Origin of the sequence: Halovenus aranensis, assembly GCF_900100385.1 — an archaeon.
Classification (GTDB): domain Archaea; phylum Halobacteriota; class Halobacteria; order Halobacteriales; family Haloarculaceae; genus Halovenus; species Halovenus aranensis.
On the sequence record NZ_FNFC01000012.1, the window covers coordinates 87183 to 112310 of the forward strand.

The following is a 25128-nucleotide window of genomic DNA, read 5'->3' on the forward strand; positions in this document are numbered from 1 at the left end:
GACGAAAACTGATTGTACCCCCGCGAACAACAGGCGGGTAATGTGGCCGATAGGACACGTCGCTGTCGCGTATCTGGTCTCCGCCGGGACACGTCGAATTCGCTCGGCACAGCCCCCACAGGTGGGAGTCGTCGTTGCGGCCTGTGTTGCCGGCCTAGTTCCGGACCTAATCGACAAGCCCCTCTCGTGGCAGGCCGGCGTCCTCCCGACCGGGCGGTCGCTCGCTCATTCGCTGCTCGTCCTCGGGCCGTGTTGTCTGCTGGCCTATCTGATTGCACGGCGGCGTGGCCGTGGCGAACTCGGGATTACCGTCGCGGCCGGGGCCGTCTCTCATCCCCTTGTCGATGCCCTTCCGAGCCTGTGGCAGTCTGGCCCCGCGTCGTTTCTGCTGTGGCCGGTCACCTCGGTCGACCCCTACGAGGGGGCGCCGCCAGGTCTCTTCGAGCTGTTAAGCTCGGCAGCGGCTGAGCCTTACTTCGTGAGCGAGTTTGTCCTGTTTGCACTCGCCGTGTGGGTCTGGCAACGGGAAGGAGCACCGGGTCTCCCCGAACGCGTGGCTGACTGGACAGCATCTATATATCCCTATAGTTGACTCGATTGGGGTACATAGCATCAATAGTATAGTATTTATAGGGGAGCACAAAACAGGGAAATGACAGACGAGTCTGCTCCCCACCGGGAAGCGTGGTGAGTACTGCAGGCGACGTGACGGGGGAACGGTCACAACTGAATACCATGAGCCTCGAAGACACACAGGCGAGCGAGATGGAATCGACAATCGACACCGCCAGCGTGACGAGCGAGAGCACCGGAGGAACCGGTGAGAGCGTCATCGAGACCGAGAACGTTGATGTCTGGTACAGCGACACCCAGGCGCTCGACGACATCACGATGGAGATTCCCGAGCAGCAAGTGACAGCGCTTATCGGCCCCTCGGGCTGTGGGAAGTCGACATTTCTGCGCTGTATCAACCGGATGAACGACCTCATCGAGAGTGCCCGCATCGAGGGCGAGATTCGCCTGCGCGGCAAGAACGTCTACGACGACGACGTCGACCCTGTCGCACTCCGGCGGTCAGTCGGGATGGTGTTTCAGGAACCCAATCCCTTCCCCAAGACCATCTACGACAACGTAGCCTACGGACTGCGCGTTCAGGGGAAAGACGACAACCTCGACGAGAAAGTCGAGGACGCCCTCCGGCGCGCCGCGCTGTGGGAAGAGGTTAACGACCAGCTCGACTCCTCTGGTCTCGACCTCTCTGGCGGGCAACAACAGCGGCTCTGTATCGCGCGGGCAATCGCGCCCGACCCAGACGTGATTTTGATGGACGAGCCGGCCTCGGCGCTCGACCCGGTGGCAACCTCGAAAATCGAAGACCTCATCGAGGACCTGGCATCGGAATACACGGTCGCGATTGTCACCCACAACATGCAACAGGCCGCCCGCATCTCTGACAAGACGGCGGTATTTCTCACCGGCGGCAAGTTGGTCGAGTTCGGTGATACGGAGAAGATTTTCGAGAACCCCGAACACCAGCGCGTCGAGGACTACATCACCGGCAAATTCGGGTAGCATTTACACCGGCCGGCCCGAACGGCAGATATGCTCTCGTTTATTGGCCTTGGCCTCTATGACGAACGCTCGATAACGCTCCGTGGACGCGACGTGCTCGCGGATGCAGACACGGCGTTCGCTGAGTTTTATACCAGCCAGCTCGTCGGCACGACCGTCGACCAGGTTGAATCGACCCACGGAATCGATATCGAGGTCCGAGACCGTGCGGGTATCGAGCGAGACCCCGAGCCGATTCTGACGGCCGCCAACGGAGGCCACGCAGCGATGCTCACAGCCGGCGATACGATGATTTCGACGACACACGTCGACCTCAGAAATCGCGCTCGGGACCGAGGCATCGAGACGCAGGTAATCCACGGGACGACCGCACAGACAGCCGCCAGTTCGCTCACTGGCCTCCAGAACTACCGCTTTGGCAAGGCGACGACACTCCCCTTCGAGGAGACCCACGGCGGTGTCCCCGACAGCGTTATCGAGACGATTCGCGCCAACCGCGAGCGAGACCTGCACACGCTGGTCTACCTGGACATCGACGCCGCGAACGAGCGGTTCATGACCGGCGACACCGCAGCGTCGCTGCTCGCCGAGGAGCTCGATGACCCACTGGGCGTCGTCGTGACACAGGCCGGCAGCGACGACCCAGCGGTTCGGGCGGACAGGCTCTCTGTACTTGCCGAGGAGTCATTTGGGTCGCCACTGCACTTGCTCGTGATGCCAGCGACGTGCCATCCGCTAGAAGAGGAGAGTCTCAAGACACTCGGCGATGCACCCGCCACAGCCTTCAAGTGAGTTACCCTGGCGGTTCGCGGTCGACGTTGAGCGCTTCTGCAAGGTCGAGTTCCTCGCCGAGCAGCAGGTAAAGCACCTCTTCGACGGGTTCTAACACCTCTGGTACCACGCGGACGACCAGCCAGAAGATGGCGACCATCGCGATGACCGACGCAGACTGTGCCATGATGCGGTCTGCCCAGATGTACGACACCCGGAGCGGCGTTTCCAGTGCGAACAGTGTCACCGTCACATCGGGGAAAAAGTGCGCGTACTGGTGACCGAAGCTGATGCCGATGAAGACGTTCCGAACGATATTCAGAACGTAGATAATCGGCAACGCGAGTCCGAGGGCGCGGAGTTTCCGCCGGGCAGGGGCACGGACCGCCAACACGAGCCCGCCGATAACGGCCATGCTGCCGATGCCCGTACACGCGAGGATAATCGTGTAGGTGACTGTGCCGCCTGCGTCGGTGAAGAAGACGAACGTGTTCTCGAAGGCGAGTTCCTTCCCACCGATTTCCCGGTTGAGCCGTGCCGTATCGAACCACGATGGTGCGGCTGACGCGGCTTCGGGAAGCTCTGTTACGACCGGCGGATGGTAGCCGATAAGATTCATCGCCCACTCCGTGTGGTTGGTCACGAGAATTACAAGCTCCTCTGTGAGCGTTTCCGAGGCGAGGAACGGCACGTAGAACAGCCCCATCAGCGGAATCGCCCGCGAAAGCGTGAACAGCCGGTCCTGGCCCGAATAGATGACTCTGGCGACGGCGACCGACAACGGTGTGGCGACGACTGCCCCGACACCGCGGATGATGCTCTGGTCTGTGACGAAAAACGGGTAGATGAGCGCGAACCAGAACGCTCCGAAACACACCCACGCGACGGCAAACACCGGCCTGGCGGTCTCGCGGTCGCGCGTGTCAAGCGCAACTGCGACCAGGAACACGGCGAGCGCAACCCAACCAATGGGACGGGCAACGCCACCAAGGGCGGTGAATATGGCTTCGACCTGGCCAAGCATATCCCAGTGTATCCGACCGGGACCTATAGGCTTTGTCAGTTTGTGCCCACGGCGAGCATCAGCGAGAGCGTTGTCACTCGCCAGGCAGCATCAAAAAAAGGAGTGTGTCGACAGACCGGATGAAATCCGGTGGTTAGTTAGTTATTCGCGCGTCTGGCGGCGGACTGCCAGAAGCGCAGCACCGAGGAACGCCAGCAGTGCCACGACGACACCGAAGCCAGCACCGTCACCGTCGCTGTCTTCAGGCGTGGACGTCGCCGTCTCGTCGGGCGTGTCCGTGGCCGTTTCCGTCGGCGTCGGCTCAGGCGTGGCCGTCGGCGTCGGCTCAGGCGTGGCCGTCGGCGTCGGCTCAGGCGTCGGCTCCGGACCGATCGTCAGCTTGCTGGCAGCGTCGCCATCCTCGCTCGCGATGCTGTGGATGTACGTCGTGCCGAACTCGAGTGCGCTGGTGTCGGCCTCGAAGGTCACCGTCGTCGAATCGCCGCCCGCCAGGGTGACGGACTGCGTGTCGAGCGTCTGACCGTCGATGCGGAGTTCGACGTCCTGAGTTGCCTCTTCGCCACCCTCGTTGGTGATGGTCGCGCTAACCTCGATGACTGCACCGGGCTCATCGAGTTCAGCGTTCTGGGGCGCGAGGTCGCTGACAACGAAGTCAGCGGGCTCGGTATCCTCGACCGTCACCATCGCGGTGCGCGTGATGGCATCGCCGTTATCGTCGGTGTACGGCGCGCCTTCAGCGCGGTAGGCAACTGCGGTCAGTTCCTGGTTCTCCTCGAGGTCTTCGTCGAGGGAGACTGCGATGCGGGTCTGTTCGCCGGTACCGAGCATGCTGCTGGTACCGAGGCGCTCGCCGTCAGCGTTCTCGATGGCGATGAAGCCACCCTGCGTGGTGTTGAACGTGTCAACGACCACGGAAGCGCCGGGCGAGTCCTGATCTTCGAAGGTGAACTCATCGACAGCAGGCGGTGCGGTGACGACACCAGGCACCGTCTCCTCGTTAGCCGTCAGGATGGTGCTGCTGTCTGTCCGCGTAACGCTGATGTCGAATTCAGTTCCAGCCGTCTCGTTACTGAAGTCGAGTGTCACGGACCAAGTGTTGTCGCCACCTTCGACGTACTCGACGGTCGTGGTCGGAGTCTTGACGAAGGCGTCGTCTTCACCGGAGGCCGTGACGAGGTCGAGGCCCAGTTCCGTTCCAGCAGCGAGCGTCGTCGTCCCGCTGATTTCGACGTTGTTCTCCTGCGGAACAGACACTTCGTCACCCTCGAAGTCGATAGTTGCTGCTGCTTCCTGGAAGGTGAATCCAGAGGTTGTTCCCTCAGTAGGATCGAACACTTGCGTGTTGTCACCGTTGTCATCGACGATGTACTCGTACTCACCGGCGATGAAGTCGGTGTTCGTACCGAGCGACGTCTCTTCGGTCATCGTCTGGACCTGGTAGAGAGCGGTGTACTCGGTCTCAGTTTCGAAGTTGCTGCCAGTGTCGTCCATTACGAGGTAGAACGTATCGAGGTTGCCGTCCTCATCAGTACCGGCGAGGACGGTGTCCGGACTCGTCTCGAGGACGGCTCCGGACCCGGCAGTGTTCACATCCGAGTCGCCAGCCACGAAGAGCTGGACGAGAAGCGGCGTGATGCCGGTGTTAACGAGCGATGGGTGCTCCGGTGCGTTCTGGCGGGCAGCGACCTGAGATGCCGCATCGAATGCAGTCGAGACATCGTGGTCATCTTCCCGGTCGAACAGGAGCGTCTCGGCTGCGCTGAAGAAGTCGCCCTGGTCGGCATTGCCGAAGGAGCCCTCGCCATCCGTAACGAGAGCCTCGTGGAGCAGACCTTCAAGACCGGACGATTCCATCTCGAGAACGAAGAGGTCGCCGTCGGCGACAGTGCCGTCAGCAGGCGTGACAAGGTTGTCCTCGACTGCTTCGGAAATGTCGTCGACGGTTTCGAGATCATCTGCGACAGAGCCGGGAGCCGTCCACTGCTGGAAGGACTCCGTGTTCCGTTCGTTGAGACGCACCTTCGTACGTGCGTCCAGTCTGTTTGCCTGTTCGTACGTCTGGTCACCGGTAACGACCGTCAGGTCGTAGCTACCGGCTGCGATGACAGCACCACCCGAGGTGCTGCTGTCGCTTGCGTCAGTGGCACCGCCGAGCGCTGCGTCGGTGGTGTTCGTGACGGCACCCTGTAGTCCAGTGTTCTCACCGGTAACGATCCCGTGATCGCGCTCCGGCGTTCCAATCTGGAACGTGTTCAGGTAGACCGTTGCGGTTCCGTCACCGTCTTCGTCGACAACGGTGGCGTTGACTTCGACGTTCTGACCGGTGCCGCTGTCACCGAAGGTCAGCGTCGCCGTGTCAGCGCCGCCCGTAAGGTCGATTTCGATCGGGACAATGTCGCCACGGACGTACTCGTCAGCCGTCGTCGGCGTGTTGATCGTCGCGCCCGTGTCGAGTGCGTCACCGACCTGCAGCGTGCCGGTCACGGCGAACACTGCGGACGGGTCGTGTCTGATGGCGACCTGGTAGTCACCGTCGTCGGGGATGGCTTCGCCATCGCCCGACGCGAAGTCGATTGCAGCCTGGCCGGAACCGTTCAGGTTCGCGGTCGCAGTCGCAATCGGACTGTCGTTCGTGAAGTCGACAGCGTCCTCGAAGAGGAACGCCGTGACGCTGCTACCCGTGAGGTCGTCAGTGTCGACGTTCACGGTGGCGTCCTGGTTGAGGTTGATTTCGCTGTCGGCGAACTCGGTGCTGAGACCGAGTGGCTGAATGTCCACGACGGTGAGCGAACTGCTGTCGTCACCGTACTGGATGACGTGCAGACCGGAGTCGACACCGCTGGTGTCGAGGTTCGCAGCCTGACCGGGCGTGGTACCAGTACTCGAGACAGTGTCGCCGAGACTAATCGGGTCACTGCTCGCTTCGCCCTGAGTGAATTCGCGAAGTTTGATGACCTCGCGGTCGTTGTTTGCGTCAACCGTCAGCGTCTCGCCTTCGTAGACGCGGAGGTACTCGTCACCCGAGCTTGGGTTGAAGCTATCGACAATGGTTGACGTGTCTCGGTCGGCAGTGGTGGACGACTGAGAGGCAGCCGACGTGCCAACCTCGACAGCGCGGTAGCTGGTTGACTCAGAGTTGTCGAACTCGTCGGAGGCAACGTGGTCGATGCTCGACGTTCCGTCGAAGTCGACATCCTCGTCGATGGTGGCCCAGTTAGACGCGGTAACGCCCGTGTCGAGCGTCACGTCGAACGTGACGGTCGCCGTGGTGCCGTTGTCAGCGTCGCTGACGGAGCCAGCCCAGTCAACGTTCAGGACAGCATCGCCGTCCGATTCGGTGACGGAGACGCTGTTAACGCCGGACGCGAACCCAGTACCTGAGTCACTTCCGGAAACGTAACTGACGCTCACACCGCTTTCGAGCGAGTCCTGAATGTTGATGGTGAAGTCATTACTCTCGTCGAAGACGCCGTTCTCGGCAGTAAGCTCTACATCCACCGTCTGGGTAACAGGTGCGATGTTGTCGCTCTGGAGAACGCCATCGACGTTCTCATCAATTATCGTACGATCCCCGTCGTCGATCGAGATGTCACTGACACCTTGATCGATACTCGAATTCTGCGCAGCGACTGCCCCGCTAAAGGAAGCGGTCATGGCGACTACGGACAGCACCATGATCGCAGCGAGGAATACTGCGCGTAATTTCTCTGTTGTGTCTGTCATGTTTTGTTGTGTTGTTTGCATCCGGCGAGTCCAGTTTTCGACCGGGAATCGTCGTCACCGACCTGCGTGCCAGGTTCCAACGCCGGGTTACTCGCTGCACTCACCATGGGCAGGGGTACAACGGAATGCAACATCGGCTGTTATAAATGTTTTGTGGTCCGGTACGCAGGATGATATACATACACATGGCCAAATTCGGCATCCTCACGTCCGCTACGGAGAGAAATAGAGACTCGCATCAATTGTCTGACGCGTGACTTCCGGGAGGTTGACACTATATAATAAGCTTTGTGGTGCAACAGAGGCGGGTCGGCTCGCGCGCACCAGCAATCTACAGGCGGAACAGGCCGAGTGCCTCGGGGCTGACCCCGAGGCGGTTCACGCGGCAAGTGCGAGCACGCCACCGAGGATAGCGACTCCGCCGAGCCCGAAACAGACCGTCCAGAACGGGACCCGGTCAACGACGCGCATGATGGCGTCGATAGCCAGATAGCCGACGAAGCCGCTCACGACCAGCGCGGCCGCTGCGGCGGTCGGACTGATACCGGGGAGCCCGCCGGCACCGGCAACGGTCAGGACAGCGGCACCCAACGCCGCGGGAATCGACAGCAGAAAGGAGAGCCGGAACGCCTCGGGCGGGTCGTAGTGCCGGAACAGTAACACGCTACTGGTCATCCCGGACCGTGAAATGCCCGGCAGGATAGCCAGCCCCTGGGCTGCACCGACCAGCACCGAATCCCGCACTGTCGGTTCTTCCCGGGATACCCCGTCTGTCGACTCCGCGCGTAGTTGAAAGACTCCGGTGGCGACGAGCAACACGCCGATGACGGCGACGAACGCGCCGCCGGCGAGTTCGCTCGCTACGTCCACGGCGAAGATGTACAACGGGATTCCGACGATGCCTGTCATCGCGCACGCGGTGACAAGGTAAATAATGAGTGCAGACTGCGCCGTCTCGTCCGAGTCGTCCCGCCACCCCCGAAGCGTCTGGACCACGTCGGCGATGTCCGACCGGAAGTAGGTGGCCGCAGAGAGCGTGGTCCCGACCTGGAGGAACAGCGCCAGCTGTAACGCGATATCGGGGTCAGTGCCGACGGTAGTCAGAAAGAGCGCGAGGTTACCCTGGCTCGAGATGGGGAGCCACTCGACGACACCCTGGACGACGCCAGCGAGAATCGCGATTACCAGGTCCACCCAGTTCATTCGAACTGACGGTCTGTGGCCCGACGTTAACTAGCTTACGAGTCGGAAACGGTCGACCTCACTCGGCGGGTGGATGGACGAACAGCCCATCGGCAACGATGAGACAACAGATCACTGCTGCGACCGCCAGCGCGTGTGTACCCGTCTCGACGAAGGCCCGAATCGTCCCGTAGATCCCGAAAAACAACACCGGCAGCGAGAGGAGAATGTAATCTGCCCGCGAGAGCGAAGACAGCACACCCAGTGAATTGTCGGTACTCATTGGCTTACTCCATATACCCCAGATCTCGGAGTTTCTGTGCAATCTGGCGTGCCTCGGCCGTCGAGATCTCCTCGTCTGACTCTATCTCCCGGATGACCAGATGTTTCATGAACTCTTTGACGGAATCGAAGGGCTCGTCCTCGAGATAGGCCTCGACGTCCGCCACGAACTCCTTGCGTAACGAAATCGTCGTATACTCGCTCATATCTACGCTGTGTGCCCGCGCCCGTATAAAATCTAATTATATATAATTAGGCGCTGGCAAAGAGAGAATCCAGCACAGCTCTGGACAACGCGGCGAAGAAAAAAGTTAACACTGCAGCAATGAAATGCCCGGACGTGTCCGACGGGCGACAGTCGAGTGAGCTGTGGCTGCTTGTGCCAGCGCAACTACGGCAGTTGCCTGCTGACCTCGCGGCGGTGCTTATTCTGGTCGTCGCGACCTGCCTGAGCGTGCTGGTTCCAGTGCTCAACGAGACACCACTCCGGGCGCCGCTGGGACTGGCGTTCGTGCTGTTCTTGCCGGGGTACGCGTTTATCGCCGCACTCTTTCCCGAGTCCGGAATGCCCCCAACTGCAACGGAGTCAGGTGACGACGATGAGAGAGACACAGCCGAGGAGATGACAGGGTCCACGACTGGGGACGACCGGGGTATCGACGGGATCGAACGAGTTGCACTCTCGTTTGGCTTGAGCATCGCTATCGTCCCACTTATCGGGCTCATATTGAACTTCACACCGTGGGGGATTCGGCTCATTCCGGTCTTGCTGAGTGTGGCCGGTTTTACCCTCATCGCGACAGCTATCGCGACGCTGCGCCGTCGATCACTGCCCGCCGACGAGCGGTTTCGGGTTCCGTACAGACAGTGGTTGGCGGCGGGACAGGAGGAGTTGTTCGACCCCGAGACACGGCTCGACGGCGCGCTCAACGTGTTGCTCGTGGCTAGCATCCTGCTCGCCGTCGGTGCCGTCGGGTACGCCGTGGTCGTACCACCGGCGGGCGAGCAGTTTACAGAGCTCTATCTGCTCACCGAGGACGACGAAAACGAGCTGGTCGCTGCCGAGTATCCGACCGAATTCGTCCGCGGTGAGGCACAGCCCGTCGTCGTCGGGGTTGGAAATCACGAGAACGAGCAGCTCAGCTACACTGTGGTGGTCCAGTTGCAGTCCGTCGAGACGAGCGGTAACGAAACCATTGTTCGGGAGCGAACGGAGCTCGACCGGCTCAGCTCACCTCCAATCGTCGACAACGAAACCTGGCAGACGACCCACAATATCGTGCCGACGCGGACGGGCGAACGCCTGCGCGTCCAGTATCTCCTCTACACCGAACCGCCACCGGCCGAGCCGACCCGGGAGAATGCCCATCGGAGCGTCCATCTCTGGATAAACGTGACCGAATCCTGACCGCCCCACAGGAGAGAACTCCCAGAGCCCTCAGCACTCCTCTGCCTGGCCGAGTTCGTCTTCTGCATCCTCCCAGGCACTCTCGGCTTCCGAGCGGTTTTTGTCTCTCGCCACCTCGCAGTCTCGTAGTGGTCTGTAGCAGCCTGCAGGTGGCTGGTCTGACAGCGTGCCCGGTTGAGTTCGGTGGTAAAATACCAACTCGATTTACTGAAATGCTTCTCTCTGGCTGGCTCTAACAATCGTGCACCGAGTGCACAGAGTTTTGACGCGTTACGTCTTGAAATGCTAGAGAGAGTGACTAAACCATGGGACGCTTTGTATGACACACTCTGTAACGGTGTGGGTTCAGAAGTGTTGGAGAATAGGGTGAGCGTTTGCCGGTAGATTGACTCAATAGCGTACGGATTCATCTAACCCAAGGGATTGGTTTTCTCCTGTATTTCTAAAAAGTGCTGTGTTGAATAGCGGTCTCTGAGCCAAGGTGAAGTCACCTCGGTTCTGAGACTACGGGAGTCAACTCCCAACAAGCCGACTCAAATTCTGACTGATCCCGAAAACACCGCTATTCAACAGAGCACTAAAAAGATGATGAGGGTGACTGTATCGTGTGAAGACTTCTATGACAGGCTGCCAGCCTTAGTAATAAAAAATAAGATGATTCGGTATGAAAACGGAGAGTATAGATGTTTAATCAAAGAACGTTGGCCGTCCTGCTAACTAGCCTGATGGTGTTTGCACCGCTGGCAGGTGCAGCAACAGCCGGCACTCCACAGGATGTAGCCGATCAGTTACAGAGCAACACAACAACTATAACCGCCGCACAAAGCAGCGTTCCTGGTACATTCCTTAGTGTAAATGATAACGTTGATGTTTGGGATGAGGCCGCTTTGCCCCTCCGGGTGGATCGGTCAAGTGGCGTTGCGACGTCCGTAAAAAATCTGATTACACTAGCAGGCACGCCCAACCAAGGAACGACTGACCTCGGAATTAATGACCTCGTCACATATCAAAATGGCGAAACAATTGATCTGACATTCGACACGGACAGAACAAGAGCAGGGCTGGAGTTTGACGGGACTAACTTAGAGTTACTCGCAGTCAAAGCGATATCTTCTGATGGGCCGGAAGTACCTCGAACGCTAGATATTGACGAATTACGAACATTCTTTGAAGAAGAGAACGACAGTCCAAACCTTATATTTGAATCTGTGGACACGAAACAGGTTTCCGGGCAAACAGTGTCATTTAGCTTTGATACGTCTGACAGCGATCGAGGACCAGGCGCCTACACGTTCATTGCCGTTAACACGACAAGTGGGCAGGGCCCTGTGATTAACAACGATAACCTCACCCGAATAGACGGACATATCGAGATTCTTGGAACAGACGCCGCACACGTCCAACAGTCCGATTCTAGCGTGTCGGTTGACGGTACACACAAACCTGGCGACACAATTGAATTCGATGTTAACCCCGGCGTATCAACGTCCAGTAGCCAGGTTGAACACGTCGTCGCACTGTGGAACGAATCTGCGGTAAGTCAGGAAACGATGGAGATTCTGGCTCCAAATTCTGACGAGATTGACAGGGATACGACCCTCAGTGATTTCACAATCGAGCACTCGATTCAGACTGTTGAGGGTGTTGCAGACATGGAAGACGGCGTTACGGCATTCGGCAGAACGCTCACCGAAAACAAGGCGTCAGGAGTATTCGAACTTGCGAATATTGTCTCGTTCCTCGCCAACAATGGCAATTTCGAGGAACCAACCACACAAAAGACAGGCAGTACCACAGTCTACGCCTCTGCTACGTCACTGCAAGTCTCAGACGGTAGTACAACGACCGTGTCAGTCGACACCACTGGTAATTTCGACGCAGGTGACTATGTCGCAGTCCATATGGCAATGGCCGATGGTGACCTTACTAAGACATCCTCAGAACGAGTTGATCTGACGCTACGTACTCTCAACTCAGTTGAGGTCACACTGTCTGATTCGACAATTAACAGTGGAGATACAACAACCGCAACAGTCAATGCAAATTTCAATCAGCTATCAAGTGAGGAAGTCACAAACGAAGCGATAATCACAAGTCGTGATTCCAGTGTCGCAACCGTGAGTGGATCAACAATCACTGCTCAGAGTGAAGGAACAGTGACTATTGAGGCAACGTACACAGAAAATGGCGTCACCAAGACCGACACGTTCGATTTGACGATTGAAGCGAGCGACGATGGTGACGATAGTAGTGGTGGCGGCGTCGGCGGCGGCGGTGATGGTGACGGCGATGACGGCGATGATGGCGATGATGGCGATGATGGCGACGACGATAATCAACAAGATGAGGACTCGCCCAACGTTGAGATATTCGAAGGAGACGAAATTGCTGAAGAACTTGACGGTGACATTCAGATCCCGGAAGGTTCGACCCCTACGCGCGCTGAGCGAACACAGACACAAGTTGATGAGGAGTCAGGAACGAGTCGTGCAACGTTCACCGAAGAGTCGACCGTTGAACAAGTCGAGATAGAATCCCAAACTGAGGGGTCCGTCACTGTTGTGGAGTATGAGAATGAGCCAGCCGAAACGGGCGACACGCCCGGACAAGTCGTCTCTGTGACACAAATAGAGGTTCCTGATAATGCTGTGGATTCGGCAGGAACTATAACAAAACGGGTCTCAGACCAGCGGCTTAGCGAGATGGACGCCACTGCTGAGGACCTGCAGGTCTTCCGCTTTGCAGAGGGCGAATGGCAGAGTTTGCCAACGGAGGCCGAAGAAATCGAGAACGGCGTTCGCTTAGTCGCAGAAACGCCCGGGTTCTCGTTCTTCGCAGTGAGTGCGCTTGATGACCCCACATTCGAGGTTATGCCTAGTGAGCCAACTGTTGGAGAGGACGTCACACTTGACGCAAGTAGCTCCGAAGCCAGCGTTGGAGAGATTGTCTCCTACGAGTGGTCAATTGATGGTGAAACACAAACCGGTGAAGTCATCACGACCTCGTTTGACACAGCCGGCAGCATTGATGTCACCCTGACCGTCGAAAACGAAGGTGGCAACACGCGCAGCGTGACCGAAACGGTCACGATCACTGAGCGCCCGGCGGCATTTGAGGTTTCCAACCTTGATGTTCCGGCCGAGGCGATGAGCGGCGACACACTTGAGGTTACCGTTGAAATATCGAACACCGGTGGTGCTGGTGAGACGACTGTAACCTACGAGTTCGGTGATGCTGTCGAAGACGAACAGACTGTCCAGTTGGACGGGTCCGACTCAACGACACTTACGTTCACCGCAACAGCACCAGAAGAAGGCGGTTCTTATGAGCACACCGTCAGTGTTGGCGAAGATAGTGCAACTGGCGTAACAGACGTGGAAATCAGTGCTCAGACACCGACGGCGACGCCTGAGCCGACGGCCACGTCTGAACCGACACCGACAGCCACGGACACGCCCGATGACGGCGACAGCGATGATGGGTTTGCGCCAGGCTTCAGTCCCGTTATCGCTCTGCTCGCTGTGATTGGTGTTGCTCTGATAGCTCGTCGTCGAAGCTAAAGACGACGAGCCGCAGACAGCTCCTCCCAGGGGGCTGAAGTGGTCTGTTCCTGGTTACAGCGGTAGCGAGGCGAAAGCCCATCGGCTTTACAGTAGTTGCTGATTTGGACGAGTCGAGAAATTACCTTACGTATCGAAACTAACTATACGGTGCCAGACGGCAGTACATATAATTGCTTCAGTATATGAACGTACCCATACGGTGGATAGTACTGCTGGGTTGTGTGCCGGTGTTGTTAGGAAGTGGTGTGATTGCGCTCGACTCACCGAGTCTTCAGGTTGAGAATTCACACGACGTACCTGAACGGACCGTTACGATTGGTGGGGATAAGGTGACGATTGACGCAATTAGCCGTTATAACCGTGGAGAGACAATCAGTGTCACTGTAAGCGGGCCTGAGGATGCACTTGTGCAGTTACGGAACAAGGATCGGCAGCTTGAGGATGTGGTCCGGTTGTCAAACGATGGGACACGGCATGTAACGTTCTCTACAGAGTATCTCGAGCCGGGGACATATGCAGTCGCGCTTGAGATTAATGGTGCGTATGAGGAGGCTGTCCCAGTTGTCGTCTCTGGATACGACCTCAATGTAACGGCACCAAGCACAGTTGCGACTGATGAGCAGTTCGTTGTTACAACAGAACTTGATTATCGAAACCGTACATCACCGCCAGAAGCCGTAGAGATTGCTGTCTGGAACGGTGACACAGTATTCAATGCAACAGCAGAGCAGACAGCCGCGACGACCTACAGGGCGGATTTCAGCCTTCGTGACGCCAGTCCAGGTAATTTCCAAGTATACGTCGCAGCGATCAGTGACGAGCAGGTTGAAGGATTTCCCAATGCGCTTGCTATCGACAGCGATACCGCAGTCACCGTGACAGAGGGAGCTGGTAACCAAAACAACAGCGCTACTGAGACACCGACTGATAATAGAACACCAACCGAAAGCGGAGATGGAACGGGAACACCGCAACGTAGGACGCAGACAGAGAGCAATAGAGACGGTACCACACCTGATGACTCGGTGATTGAGCCAAATGGTACTAGGACACGGACAGGGGTAAATTCGGATGGCAATGGTCCGGGCTTTGGTGTCAGTTCGCTACTTTCTGGTTCGGTGCTTGGTATTGTATTATCTCTCGCGTATGCTCGCCGTTACCGGTAAACTACCCCACCCTACTTCGCTCACCGCATAGGCGGTTCGCTCGTTGAGGGTGGAGCTTTGATGTGGACTCCCGGCGATCAACTGTCGGCGGTTGGCCGATAGCCGTCGCCGTTCAACATCCCACCATTCAGACGCACGTCTACTGGTGCGTCTGCGCTCCCCGACGTGGGCGAGGAACGCAGTCTGTGTTGTCGCTCCCGCATATACCGCAGGCCGACGTTTTTCGCGCCGTTGTAGTCAGCGTTGATCTCGTACCCGCATTTGAGACACTGGAACTGCTCGCCGTCGCGGTTATCCTCGTGAGTGAAGCCACAGTCAGTGTGTGAACACCGCTGGCTCGTGTGATCTGGCTCGACCTGTTCAACCGCGACACCGCAGTCTGGCGCTTTGTACTCAACGTACTCGACAAGACGACGGAACGCCCAGATGTGATGCCAGTCAGCGTGAGGCAGTCGCTCACGGATATCAGTCAAGTCCTCGAACACGATCACGTCGCACTCGTGGTCAACCGCTTCCGCAACAATCTCGTTGGCGACTGTGTGGATATACTGTTTGCGCCATGCTCGCTCTCGCTTTCCAAGCCGCAACAAGGCGTTGTGAGCGGCTTGTGTCCCACGCTGTTGCATCTCTGCTCGGCGTTTTTCAAACTCCTGTATCCAGTGGTCGTACTCGTCACCACTCCAGAACGTGCCGGTTGACGCGACGGCAAGACTGTTCACGCCGAGGTCGATTCCGAGGACGGTCTGGTGCCCGGTATCGTCCGAACCCTCAACTTCAACAGCCTCGCCTTCGTCGTCCACTTTCCGCGTTTTGACGTGGAAGTAGAACTCGTCAGTCGCTTGGTCGTACTGGAGTGTACTCGTCCGAAACTCGTACTCTTCCGAGAGAACGTATTCCTCGTATGGTGTTGGACTATCTGCTGGCAACTCGAATTCACACTCGATTCGTCCGTTCACCGTCGAAAGTGAGATTTTGTTCCGGTAGAACGTCGCGCTCCGCTTGTCGTAGACCATGCTCCAGGAGGTGAACTCTGGTTTGTTCGTCCGTTTGCCTTTCTTCCAGCGGTCAACACCGCTATCGACGGCGTGGACGGCACGCCGGATGGATTCTTGGACGAGGTTTGCCGTGAGGTCAGTTTCCTCGCGGAGACGATCGTACAGCGCATCTCTAGCTTTCACGTTCGAGGTGACGCAGCCTTCGTAGTCAGTGTTGTCCCAGCAGTAGTCACTGGCCTCGTTCGCACAGTACAAGAATTGGTCGGCGGTTTCGTGGAGGTCGTCGTGATACTCGTCGGGAACGACGAGTTTGACCGGCGCGGTACGTCTGACCTCTATGTTCCAGGTGTGTTTTCGACGGTACTTAATTATTGGGAGTCGGTCGGCTACTGTCTTGTGGTATGCGTCACTCTGTGTCGGCTTCCTCCCCGGCCTACTCGCGTCGTGCTTCCGACCAGTCGGAAGCCCTCGCTCTCTCCTCACGGGCCGCGGGCCCGTTCGGATGGTCAGCGGGACCTTCGGTCCCGCACGACTTGAGGCCGGGGGCTCCGCCTCGAAACTGCTGAACGGTTGTCAACCACCCCGCGCACGGTGGCGCGGGGCTTGTCAGTCAATCGGTCGGATGGGACGAATCCCCAATTCGGCGTCACTGTTCCTGACTTCAGGGCGAGTTGACTGTCGTCCGTCTGCCGTGACGACTGTAGGCCACGACGGACGTACCGCCACCCAAGAGAAATTGAAGAAGGGCGAGAAAACGAGTTAGCCAGAATTTGACTCGTGGAGCGTTGTCTACCAAGATCAAGGCGGATACCTCGGGGCTTGACCCCGAGGCCGTTGACAGGGCTACAGAGTGGTCAATTTGTAAGAGCCGTCACCGAACTGTGACGTGTGACCTGCCACGTAGCAAGGACGGTACCGACGACCCCGAACACCAGTGCAATGCCGGCGCCAATCGCGTACGCAAACGGTGGTACCTGTACGAGCCCCTCGAAACCAGTAACCGCTGTCGCGGCCCGGTCTAAAGCCCAAGCAAGTGGCGGGGTAATGACCAACCCGAGAAGACATCCCACTGTGGCGATCGTTAGTGCTTGGACAAGTGCCAGGACCAATACGGACTCCCGAGACCCACCAATTGCCCGGTATGTCGCCATCTCCAAGCGCTGTTGATAAATAAGAGACAGAAAGAGATTCAACGACAGAGCCATACCAGCAAGGACAGCAAAGGCGACAAGCCCGAGGCCGCCAGCGATAACCAGTGCTTGCCGTTCAAGAATCGCTGTAATTTGTTCCTGATTTGTCCGGACGTCGAACTCAGGAAACGTGGTCGTGAGACGCTGTTTGACGGCGCTCTGGTCAGCATCATCAGCAAGACGAACGGAGATCAGTGTCGCGCGGTCATTGGCTGCCGAGCCGGTGAGCGTCTGTAACTCGCTTAATAGAAGGGCAACTGTGTTTGTCCCATGAAAGCGCCGAAATGTCGGTGAGATACCAATCACCTGGAATGTCGTCTCTCGTGCAAGGCTGATCGTCCCGCCAACATGCAGCGTATCGCCAACTGATAGGTTATACTTCGCTGCTGTCCCCGGGTCGATGATAGCCTCGCTAGTCAGTTCACCATCGTACTCCCCGTCAGCATAATGTGTGTCAGCAGCAGTAAAGCCGGTCCCTGCCTGTAATTCAATAAGCGGGCCGCTCCCCCCTACGCCAGTCCCCATTACCGTCTCGAAATCCTGACCGTCAGTGCTGACGTAGATTGCCTGAAACGCCATTGGCACCGCGACATCAACCCCCTGTTGTGATTCAATTGCTGCCGCCATCTCATGGGCGTCAGTGACCGGGTTTCGGAATCCACCGATCGACGTCGGACTGAGCTCAACTGGTCCACCGGTCATCCAGAGATCAAACTCACTTTGCTCTGTCAGATCGGCGCCAGTCTCGACAACGCCAGCACCAACCCCAAACAGAAGCGTGATTGCGAGGACGGCAGCAGCGACGCCAGTCACGGCAAATGCCAGCCGCGCAGGGTCTCCAACCAGCTGTCGCACACCGACACCGACGAGACCGGTAACGCGCGCACGTCTGCTCATTGTGTTAGTTCCTCCAAGACAGTGGTTCGACGAGCGATATAGAGCGGATAGCCTGTTGCAAGCAGGCCAACCACAGCTGCGGTTACAATTCCATACACCACCAGTACCGAATCAAGCACAGCGACTGCCGGGAGGCCAATCATCTCAGCGAGCCCAGCATTGAGTCCGACCACACAGCCCAATCCGAGCCCAGTTCCAATTACACCACCAAGCACTGCTACTGTCACGGTCTCGGCGACAAGGACGAGACTGATCGACAAACGGCTAAATCCGATTGCTGAAAGGACTGCAAGGCGCTGTCGCGACGCGTTCAGTTCCAGCCCCATCATCGTCGCAACGAACAGCGCACCGATGCCAAGTGACGTTATGCCAGCCGTTAAGGCCATCGCAAATGGGAGACTCGTCGGCGTCGGATCAATCTGACCGAGTCCAGCCCGTGTGACAACCTCAGTGTTCGGATAAACGCCTGTCAGTGTCTCCCGCACCGTGTCATCATTGGTTGCAACCAGAATCTGGTCGGCTAAATCGCCATCAGCGAGCCCAGCCAGTGTTTGTAACTCCGCAAGATGTGTAATCACAACTGGTACCTGACTCACACCGACTGTAACCTCGCTATCAGTAACGTCTTGCACGGTGAATGACTGATTCGCCTGGCCAGTCCTGAGGGTCTCGCCAGCATCGACATCAAGCTGGGCTGCTGCGGCCGGTGAGGCGAGTAACTCCCCCGTCCATACGCCATTGTAGCTTCCGTTTGCATAATGTGGATATGTCGCGTTGAGCTGGCTGACATCAGCACCGACAACAGATTGCTGTTGGTCGGCTGGAAGCACACCAAGAGCCAGCACATACGTTTCATTCCCACTAGTCGCCGATGTGAGTTGGATTGGCTCGATTGCAACGGGCGTTATATACGCGATACGGTCGTTACGCTGTAGTTCGAACGCGATATCGTGGGTCGAGCCAAGACGCGGCCCTTCTGAGGGCAGCGGTGTCGACGCAACATCACCAGTCTCAGGGACAATCCAGTAATCGACGTTATCTCCCTCAACAGTCGCTGTGCTTGACAAACCGAGTGCAAGCGCTGTTACAACAACCAGGACGGCGATAGCAGCCGCAATCCCACAAAGTGAGACGACCATTCGACCGGGTGCGGGGCCTCGTAACCGAGCGAATACGCGTCTGATGCCAAGCCCGATAAGCCCAGCAACTGAGCGGCGAGTCATTCTCTTCGGCCACCATCAAGCAGTTCGATAACGCGATCAGTTCGGTCAAGAGCACGACGGTCATGTGATGCGATCACAACAGCCCGATCCTCAGTTGTCTCGATGAGCGCATCGAGAACTCGCTTGCCTGTCTCGGTATCTAATTCACCAGTCGGTTCGTCTGCAACGATGAGTGCTGGATCTGTAACCAGTGCTCTTGCAACCGCAACACGCTGTTGTTCTCCACCGCTGAGTGAACGCGGTCGGTGATCCACACGGTCATCGAGACCCACTCGTTCAAGCATTGTCTCAGCGCGTTGGCGCCGCTCACGCCGGCTAACACCACGTTCAACGAGCGGCAGGGCGACGTTTCCTCGTGCTGAGAGGGACTGAAGCAGATAAAACCGCTGAAACACTAATCCGACAGTCTCCATTCGAAATTTAGTCCGCTCTCGATCAGACAGTGCTGCGATATCAGTCCCGCCAAACTCGATTGTTCCAGATGTCGGCGTATCCAGAGCTGCCAATATGTGCATGAGCGTTGATTTTCCACTGCCACTCGGACCCGCAATTCCAACCACCTCTGCTGTATCAATAGAAAGTGAAATATCTTCAATGGCTGTAACCGTGTTTCCGCCACCACGCGAAAACCGAGATTCATTCTGTTGATACATTCTTGTGATATCGTCGCACGTGACGAGAGACCGTTCTGACCTGTCGGCGGCAGCACCCATATGCGGACTTATCTAATCAACATCAAATAGCTTGCGCACTTGTGAGTGTCCTCGCCCTTCCGCGAAGGCGAGTGTTCTGACACTTGTCGTCTGGACCGCGGGCCGATCGAGAGGGCGAGGGTATGCACTCATATCTCCATCATACCCTCTCAAAACGACTTGTCGAGTACGCCAGTCAATTCACCAATCCAAGTCATCAAGCTCGAAGACTTGGAAAGTATCCGTCAGCTACCGTTCCAATTTTCAGTACCTTTCAGTTGTACACCGTATAAAACGGGTACACTGTTGGACGACTGGGCCACGTCCATCACTACCATCCGCATTCGACTCGGGCACGGCGACAGCGGGTGCTATGACAGCCGACCCACCACCAGCGGTCGCCGCTGCTTGGCCGGGTTCGTAGGCGACGATGCCAGACCCGAATGTGAGCCGCGTGCCAGCGGAACGGCCAGCTAGCACGGTTTCACAGTCCCCCGTGTAGGAGGAGGTAAAACCGTGGTCTAGCTCGTCCGTGCCGCTGAAGAACACACGGGCGACGTTCAGCGCCCCGATGTAATCCCGGTCGCTCTCGAACCCACACCGGGCGTTGTCACACCGGAAATGCCCGCCCCACCAGTGTTCTTGCTGGTGGTCGGGCGATTTGCAGGTGTGGCCGGTTGAGCCACACCGGGGACACGACCGGCTCGTCCCCTGTGGATAGACTCGTTCAACAGCTACTCCAGCGCAGTCTGCTCGGTATTCGATGTTCTCGATGATCTCACGCCGCGCCCACGACGACAATTCCCACGACAACGTGCCTTCGTCACTCGGTGGGGAGAGCGACCGCAAATCTTCGTGGACAATCGCGTCCACGTCGTAGGTGAGCGCAAGTGCGAGAACCTGGTTGGCTACGTCGTGTGTCAGTTGCTCGCGCTTGTGCCGAATCTTGCTGTTTACCCGCTCGTATTCGCTCTGGATGTGCGCGAACTCGTCAGTATGCGAGCGACCATCACGGCACAACGCGGCAAGGCGGTCGTTCAGTCGAGTTCGTTCCCGGTGGAGTCGTCGCATCCCGTCACGGTCAGTGAACTGGATGAAATGTGGCGTAGACAGTTGTTCGCCGTCGTCAGTGACCACCACGGCAGTCATATCTTTCCGCATCCCAGCATCGAGGGCCAGCACGCAATCAACATCGTCGTTCATCTCTGTCTGATCGACTTCGACGGGAAAGGACAGTTCGTAATAGGCGTCACCGGTCTTTCGCCGGGAAGGTTGGAACTCAGGAGCCGAGAGATCACCGTAGGACAGTAGGTCGTGAAACGCTTCGTAGCCGCCGCGCTCGTACTCCGTCCACGACCAGTCTCCCCGTGTCTCCGGCGACGGCGTGTCTGGCGTCTTGAGCCGGATGATCAACATCCCACTGTCGGCGTCGTACTGGTATTTGACGGCTTGGCCGCTGGTTGGGCCGTCGTCTGCAGAGAACGGCAAGACGCCGCTATCGTACTCTGGACAGTCCTGCATTTCGAAATACGTGGCTGGATACGCCCCGTGACGGTCGTAGTAGCTGTTGAGTTGGTCGATGAGGATGTCAACGTAGCCTGACGAGAGGTAGTCGCCGTCGTCCCAGAGCTGTTCTTTGATTTGTCGGCGGTGGATGCGTCGGATTTTGTGGTCGGGCAACACGCTCTGGATAGACTGGAAGGCGTCTCGGCGGTCGGCGTGACTCCGAAGCGTTTCACCGACTTTCTGCAAGATGCACCGTCGAAACCGCGAGGGAAGGTACAGGTCGAGTTCTTCGAACGGGTCGTGTTCATCGAAGTATTTCCACGCCTGATGGGATGTGTCGTCAACGCCGTCTAGATGGACTGGCGTCCAATAGTCTTTGAGGACATGGTTGGCGACACGACGGGAGAGTGTTGCCAGTCGCTCGAATCGTTGGTCGTCTTCATCTGGGAGACAAATTGGGAGCGAAAGGTGGTCACTCATCGGGTTTCACCTCTGATTCAACGGTGTTGACGACCTGTTGTTTTTTCGAGGAGCGCATACCGTAGAGTTTGCCGCTGAAGCTGGCGACGAGTTTGATGAGGTCATCAACGAGTTCTTCCTGTGCTGATTTGTCCGTCTCGTCTTCGATGACGGTAATGGTGACACCGTAGCAGTCGAAATACCGTTCAAGATATGAGAAGCCAAAGCGAGTGAGTCGATCTTCGTAGGTCACGAGAATGCGTCCATAGTCGGCTTCTTGTACGTCATCAAGGAGCGAGTCGAGTCCACGACGGTCTTCGTTGAGACCACTACCAACGTCGGTGTGCGTATTTTCGACGCTCCAGCCGTGGTCGTGGGCGTACTCTGTGAGTCGGTCAAGTTGGCGGTCGAGGTCGCCGTTGTCTTTCTGGCCGTGGCTTGAGACGCGAGCGTAGAGTACAACACGGTCTGTTGGCCGAGTATCGCCAGCGAGTCGGCGGAGTTCCCGATGTGGAATCCGTCGTTCACCGCCCGGTGTGCGGGTCTGACATCCTCCACACGGCTAAAGCCGTGGGGTTCCCCCACTGGGGGTTGAATCCACGAGTAGCGGGAGGTTCGCAGGTTCGTCGTCGCGTTGGACGATGACCTGCGTTTCGGGCTGTGCCAGTACAGCCCCCGCCTCGGACAGCGGTTTCGAGAACTTGCCCAAGGCTCGTTTGCCGATATTCAGCGCACCGTTCTTGTCTGCGTTGTCATCAAGCCCACATTCGGGACACTCGAAACGTCCCTGCGTTGCTCGGACACCTTCGCAGGCACAGCGGTTGCACGTCTGCGACGTGTCGTATTCTTCGACCAGTTGCACGTCGATACCCGCGTCGTGGGCTTTGTACTCGATGTAGTTGAGCAGGCGAGCGAACGGCATCTTGTGGGTCTTGTCGTTGACGTACCGCCCTTTATCGTTGTCCTTGCGAATCCCGCCGAGGTCGCCCACGACGATGATTGCGTTCCGTTCTTCGGCATCCTCCACGATTTGCCGAGCAATTTTGTGGAGGCGGTCGTCCACCTTCCGCGCTTCCGCGTCACCGATACGCTCGACCACCTGCTGTCCTTGTCGGGGTTTCGCTTTCCCGATGGACTTGCGGAGTTGCTTGTAGTGTTCGCGGATATGACGCACTTCCTCGCCGTAGAACGTGGTTTTGCGGTCAGAGAGGAACGCGCAGGTAGCGACCCAGCGTGCGCCCATGTCGATAGCCAGCACGTCGTCGTACTCGTCTTGGACGGTCACAGACCGCTTGACGACGAGATGCACGTACCAGTCACCGTCACGGCGCACCAGTTCGCTGTCTCGAAGATTCCCCTCATGGACGAGCTGTTCGTCCTTTCGTGGGACGTGGGCGGGACACCAGATGGAGTTGCCTTGTCCTTTGTCAGGGTCATAGACGGGGACTTTCACCCACCACGACGAGAGAACGGTGTCTTCGTCGTAGGCCACGTCGAACACGTCGTTGCGAAGGACGACAGGTTGTTCCGTACCGGGATTTGGGTCTTTCTGCCGTTGTACTTTCGACGCCTGCTGGTCGGTTGCAGAGTACAGGTCAGCGTCTCCACCGTGTACCTCAGTCTGGAACGCCTCGTACTCACGGGCGAGCAGGTCGGCTTTCCTGTTGGTCAGCGAGTGGAGTTTGACCCGCACCGTGGTTGAGACGTTCCGTTGCATGACTACTCACCTGCTTGGGCGTCGATGTACTCCTCGATTACTCCGCTGGATACGTCGCCCGCACTTGAGACGAAGTACGAGCGCGTCCACAGCGACGGCAAACCGAAGTCAAACTCGTCGCGGAGGTGGCGCGAGGAGTAGCCTTTGACCTGTTGCATTATCTTGTTCGGGGCGAGCGTCGGGTCGCCCGTGATGAACAGGTGTACGTGGTCGGGGCGAATCGCCAACTCCAAGATTTCGAGGTCAAGTTCGTCGGCTTTCACCTCGATGAGTTCTTCGAGACGGGTGCGTACCTCGCCCTCAAGTACCGATTTACGGTATTTCGGACACCAGATGAAGTGGTACTGGAGTTTGTGGACGCTGGTACGTTCCCTGTCAAACCCACGAGGCATCGTCAGTATATAGATATTACTCACCTAAAGATGTTACGTAAGCATCCAACCCCAGCCGTGGCTACGAGCGTGGAGAGATTCCCAGTTGTCGGCTTCATCCCACGGCTAAAGCCGATGGGCTTTCGCCTCGCTACCGCTGTAAATTCAACCAAATCAGGTATGAGAAGAAGAACCAATCAAATCTCCATCAGTATCTGCCCAAGATTAGAGAAGTCTCGATGAAGTCGCTTGAAAAGCTCCGTTGAACTCGTTATTTCGGCCGGTTCTGCTGAATGAGCCGCGAAGCGCGCTCATTCAGCACCGAGTTCGTATCCTTCAGCCCACATGCGTAGCTTTTGGAGCCCTTTCCACATCGTCTCCCAACCTGGTGGCGGATCTGAACCACGATCAAGATAACCGCCGAGTTTAGCGACGCTCACTGCGTATGATTTCCCATCTTGGTCGCTCAATTCTGGAAATTTCGTTTCCAGAATTGTGCGCTCTGCCTCACTCAGCAGGACCGCCGGAGATACTGAACTATCACCACGAGCAAGTTCTCGTAGCTCCAGAACTTTCCACGCGATCACTGAATACATGCTCAACAAAACTTCCATCCACTCCCAAGTCTGCAGTTGCCGTTCTTCGATGTTACAGCCACTCTTGAGTGCTTTATCCCAGTCTTCAATTCGCTAGCAGAGGCCGTAATAGTCAATGAGTGTCAGCGTCTCCTCCAACTCTTCGACCGATTCAGTGGTGAGCAACACCCACTGAATCGGGTCGTCATTTTCATAGACCTCGTCGACTCTCACGACATTCACCTCAATTGAACCGTCTTGATCAGGATTATTCCTTGGCGCGCGCAACTCACACGTTCCAGTGGCTATCGACAACTCCGCTGTTCTCGCTTCGCGCCCACCTCCCTGTTGAATCTCGATTGTTTTGCGACCTTGAACTGCCGAGTTCATCCCCAAGTTGAACCAATCGGTCAGTCAGGCGCTTGTCGCCAAACTCAGCTGACCGAAACTCCGTTCGAATCCACCCGGAAACATCCATGTCACACAGCTGTCCATCCTCATCGAGTTCTGGCTTCCAACTCCGTAAGCGGCGTCCCATCTACCTGTCTTGGTTCATCAGCTCTTCGATTAGGACTTGTGGGTAAGAGACAGGGCTGAAGCCGTGTGGAGGATGTCAAAATGTCTGGATGAGCGAACAATTAAATAGTTGAGAGAAGCTAATAATTTATACGCAAAGTTTCAATGCTCCCAGCGGTGCCTAAACGTCCTCCAATAGAAGTCGTTAATCAGGGCCAACTTTGGGTGATAGAAGAATATCGACGTACCGGCAACACGTATTCAACACACGATAGCCAGATGGAGGCCGTCCGCGC

The 25128-nt window shown here is 57.3% G+C and carries 18 protein-coding genes and 3 pseudogenes; 6 read left to right on the top strand and 15 right to left on the bottom strand.

Annotated features, from left to right (window positions below):
• The first annotated feature begins 40 nt into the window (after positions 1–40).
• From BLR34_RS12690 to dph5, 3 genes are all read left to right on the top strand, one after another.
• Positions 41–592, top strand: coding sequence for a metal-dependent hydrolase (locus tag BLR34_RS12690; protein WP_092703614.1), 552 nt, complete (start codon positions 41–43; stop codon positions 590–592).
• A gap of 143 nt (positions 593–735) precedes the next feature.
• Positions 736–1572: a phosphate ABC transporter ATP-binding protein PstB gene (pstB, locus tag BLR34_RS12695; protein ID WP_092703616.1), complete on the top strand. Its 837-nt coding sequence runs from the start codon at positions 736–738 to the stop codon at positions 1570–1572.
• 30 nt (positions 1573–1602) lie between these two features.
• Positions 1603–2364 (top strand): diphthine synthase, encoded by a 762-nt coding sequence (gene dph5, locus BLR34_RS12700; protein WP_092703619.1) that lies wholly within the window; start codon positions 1603–1605, stop codon positions 2362–2364.
• A 1-nt stretch (position 2365) separates the two neighbouring features.
• On the opposite strand, the gene artA is transcribed toward dph5, so the two are convergent.
• The 5 genes from artA to BLR34_RS12725 all read right to left on the bottom strand — a co-directional run bounded on the left by artA (position 2366) and on the right by BLR34_RS12725 (position 8760).
• Positions 2366–3367: an archaeosortase A gene (artA, locus tag BLR34_RS12705; RefSeq protein ID WP_092703621.1), complete on the bottom strand. Its 1002-nt coding sequence runs from the start codon at positions 3365–3367 to the stop codon at positions 2366–2368.
• Between the two features lie 141 nt (positions 3368–3508).
• Entirely contained in the window at positions 3509–7090 is a 3582-nt protein-coding gene (locus BLR34_RS12710) for a DUF7282 domain-containing protein (protein WP_176765320.1), read from the bottom strand.
• 378 nt (positions 7091–7468) lie between these two features.
• A complete protein-coding gene (locus BLR34_RS12715; protein ID WP_092703624.1) occupies positions 7469–8293 on the bottom strand; it encodes an undecaprenyl-diphosphate phosphatase in 825 nt (274 codons plus the stop codon).
• Between the two features lie 58 nt (positions 8294–8351).
• Complete coding sequence (locus BLR34_RS12720; protein WP_092703626.1) at positions 8352–8555, bottom strand: DUF8015 family protein; 204 nt, start codon at positions 8553–8555, stop codon at positions 8352–8354.
• A gap of 4 nt (positions 8556–8559) precedes the next feature.
• The gene (locus tag BLR34_RS12725) at positions 8560–8760 is read right to left on the bottom strand and encodes a hypothetical protein (RefSeq protein WP_092703628.1); all 201 of its coding nucleotides are present in this window, start codon (positions 8758–8760) and stop codon (positions 8560–8562) included.
• Between the two features lie 119 nt (positions 8761–8879).
• Between BLR34_RS12725 and BLR34_RS12730 the strand changes: the two genes are divergently transcribed.
• The 3 genes from BLR34_RS12730 to BLR34_RS16670 all read left to right on the top strand — a co-directional run bounded on the left by BLR34_RS12730 (position 8880) and on the right by BLR34_RS16670 (position 14691).
• On the top strand, positions 8880–9962 hold the full coding sequence (locus BLR34_RS12730) for a DUF1616 domain-containing protein (protein ID WP_092703630.1): 1083 nt from the start codon (positions 8880–8882) through the stop codon (positions 9960–9962).
• 725 nt (positions 9963–10687) lie between these two features.
• Positions 10688–13522, top strand: a complete 2835-nt coding sequence (locus BLR34_RS12735; protein ID WP_176765317.1) for a PGF-pre-PGF domain-containing protein — start codon at positions 10688–10690, stop codon at positions 13520–13522.
• 248 nt (positions 13523–13770) lie between these two features.
• A complete protein-coding gene (locus tag BLR34_RS16670) occupies positions 13771–14691 on the top strand; it encodes a hypothetical protein (protein WP_143414163.1) in 921 nt (306 codons plus the stop codon).
• A gap of 77 nt (positions 14692–14768) precedes the next feature.
• Here the strand turns inward: BLR34_RS16670 and BLR34_RS12740 are convergent, their stop codons facing one another.
• From BLR34_RS12740 to BLR34_RS12780, 10 genes and pseudogenes are all read right to left on the bottom strand, one after another.
• The gene (locus BLR34_RS12740; protein WP_092703668.1) at positions 14769–16025 is read right to left on the bottom strand and encodes an RNA-guided endonuclease InsQ/TnpB family protein; all 1257 of its coding nucleotides are present in this window, start codon (positions 16023–16025) and stop codon (positions 14769–14771) included.
• Between the two features lie 167 nt (positions 16026–16192).
• Positions 16193–16420 (bottom strand): annotated as a pseudogene (locus BLR34_RS17615) (hypothetical protein); the annotation flags it as partial.
• A 120-nt stretch (positions 16421–16540) separates the two neighbouring features.
• Positions 16541–17773, bottom strand: coding sequence for an ABC transporter permease (locus tag BLR34_RS12745; RefSeq protein ID WP_092703635.1), 1233 nt, complete (start codon positions 17771–17773; stop codon positions 16541–16543).
• Positions 17770–18912 carry an ABC transporter permease gene (locus BLR34_RS12750; protein WP_176765318.1) on the bottom strand — a complete coding sequence of 381 codons (1143 nt, stop codon included), beginning with the start codon at positions 18910–18912 and terminating at the stop codon, positions 17770–17772. Before BLR34_RS12750 ends, BLR34_RS12745 begins: the two co-directional genes overlap by 4 nt.
• 80 nt (positions 18913–18992) lie before the next feature.
• On the bottom strand, positions 18993–19709 hold the full coding sequence (locus tag BLR34_RS12755; protein WP_092703639.1) for an ABC transporter ATP-binding protein: 717 nt from the start codon (positions 19707–19709) through the stop codon (positions 18993–18995).
• A gap of 243 nt (positions 19710–19952) precedes the next feature.
• Complete coding sequence (locus BLR34_RS12760) at positions 19953–21674, bottom strand: zinc ribbon domain-containing protein (protein ID WP_092703641.1); 1722 nt, start codon at positions 21672–21674, stop codon at positions 19953–19955.
• Positions 21667–22197 (bottom strand): annotated as a pseudogene (locus tag BLR34_RS12765) (IS607 family transposase); the annotation flags it as partial. The pseudogene BLR34_RS12765 and the gene BLR34_RS12760, both read right to left, overlap by 8 nt.
• 18 nt (positions 22198–22215) lie before the next feature.
• Positions 22216–23370 (bottom strand): RNA-guided endonuclease InsQ/TnpB family protein, encoded by a 1155-nt coding sequence (locus BLR34_RS12770; protein WP_092703643.1) that lies wholly within the window; start codon positions 23368–23370, stop codon positions 22216–22218.
• Between the two features lie 2 nt (positions 23371–23372).
• Positions 23373–23762, bottom strand: coding sequence for an IS200/IS605 family transposase (gene tnpA, locus BLR34_RS12775; RefSeq protein ID WP_092703644.1), 390 nt, complete (start codon positions 23760–23762; stop codon positions 23373–23375).
• Between the two features lie 290 nt (positions 23763–24052).
• Positions 24053–24854: pseudogene (locus BLR34_RS12780) on the bottom strand (IS4 family transposase).
• Positions 24855–25128 lie beyond the last annotated feature (274 nt).